We start from the raw sequence: 1658 nt of genomic DNA on the forward strand, positions 1-1658 counted from the left end.
AGGTAGTCGTAACCTATATACGTAAATCACGAGAGTAAACGAGGAAAGATGTCCGACTTATCCCGTGAGGTCCTGTCGAGGGTAAAACCTAATAACAACGAACGACAAGAAGTCAGCCGAACCCATAGTAGTGATGAAGTTTCTGTAATGGAAATGGAACGAAGGGGTGAACAACTAATCGAAGTAATCCTACTTCACTTGTGTCTGTAAAACAAACGGTCTGATAGAACTAGATGCGGTTACGTATTGACTAGAGGAAGGTTCACCAATGTAAGATATCATGCAGACAACGAAAAAAGAAAGGAATACGCACATGTCAGAATTGCTAGATAAGATATTATCTCGGAACAATATGCTCGAAGCTTACAAGCAAGTGAAATCAAATAAAGGTTCTGCTGGTATCGATGGGGTCACTATCGAGCAGATGGATGACTATCTTCACCAAAATTGGCGAGAAACCAAGCAACTCATCAAAGAGAGGAGCTATAAACCTCAACCGGTTCTCAGGGTTGAAATCCCAAAACCAAACGGAGGAGTTCGTAACCTAGGTATCCCGACGGCTATGGATAGAATGATTCAGCAGGCCATCGTTCAAGTTTTGAGTCCACTCTGCGAAAAACATTTTTCAGAGTATAGCTATGGGTTCAGACCCAATCGCTCCTGCGAAACAGCCATTGTTCAGCTACTTGAGTATTTAAACGATGGCTACGAGTGGATTGTGGACATTGACTTGGAAAAGTTCTTCGATACTGTTCCGCAAGACAGATTGATGTCCCTGGTTCATAATATCATTCAAGATGGCGATACGGAGTCACTGATTCGTAAGTACCTCCATTCGGGAGTTGTTATTAACGGACAGCGACATAAGACTTTAGTCGGGACACCTCAAGGCGGGAATCTATCACCCCTCCTATCTAATATTATGCTTAATGAGTTAGACAAAGAGTTGGAAAAGCGAGGTCTTCGCTTTGTCCGTTACGCCGATGACTGTGTCATCACTGTCGGAAGCGAAGCAGCTGCTAAGCGGGTCATGCATTCGGTCAGTAGCTATATTGAGAAGCGATTAGGGTTGAAAGTCAACATGACTAAGACCAAGATTGTCAGACCGAACAAACTCAAATACCTCGGATTTGGTTTCTGGAAATCTCCAAAAGGTTGGAAGTGTCGTCCTCACCAAGACAGCGTTCAGAGCTTTAAGCGAAAACTGAAGCAACTGACGATGAGGAAATGGAGCATTGACCTGATAACTCGCATTGAACGATTGAACTGGGTCATTCGAGGATGGATAAACTATTTCTCGCTTGGCAATATGAAGAGTATCATGACACAAATAGATGAGCGTCTGCGAACCCGTATTCGAGTGATTATCTGGAAGCAATGGAAGAAGAAAGCAAAGCGCCTATGGGGACTCTTAAAACTAGGAGTTGCTAGATGGATAGCCGATAAAGTTTCTGGATGGGGTGACCACTATCAGTTGGTAGCTCAGAAGTCGGTACTCAAACGTGCTATATCAAAACCAGCCCTCGCAAAGCGAGGACTGGTCAGTTGCTTAGATTACTATCTTGAACGACATGCGTTAAAAGTTAGTTGAACCGCCGTATGCCGAACGGCACGTACGGTGGTGTGAGAGGGGCTAGAGATTAGCCTCTACTCGATTT

1 protein-coding gene is annotated in these 1658 nt (G+C 44.1%); it reads left to right on the forward strand.

Annotated features, from left to right (window positions below; all coding sequences use genetic code 11):
* Nucleotides 1-313 precede the first annotated feature (313 nt).
* A complete protein-coding gene (gene ltrA, locus HMPREF9171_RS102830) occupies nt 314-1591 on the forward strand; it encodes a group II intron reverse transcriptase/maturase (protein WP_001292556.1) in 1278 nt (425 codons plus the stop codon).
* Nucleotides 1592-1658: the final 67 nt, after the last annotated feature.

Origin of the sequence: Streptococcus agalactiae ATCC 13813 (assembly GCF_000186445.1) — a bacterium.
In the GTDB taxonomy this organism is placed as follows: Bacteria; Bacillota; Bacilli; order Lactobacillales; family Streptococcaceae; genus Streptococcus; species Streptococcus agalactiae.

Coding starts and splice junctions, on each gene's coding strand:
- ltrA (WP_001292556.1), top strand. CDS start 314: ATGTCAGAATTGCTAGATAAGATATTATCTCGGAACAATATGCTCGAA.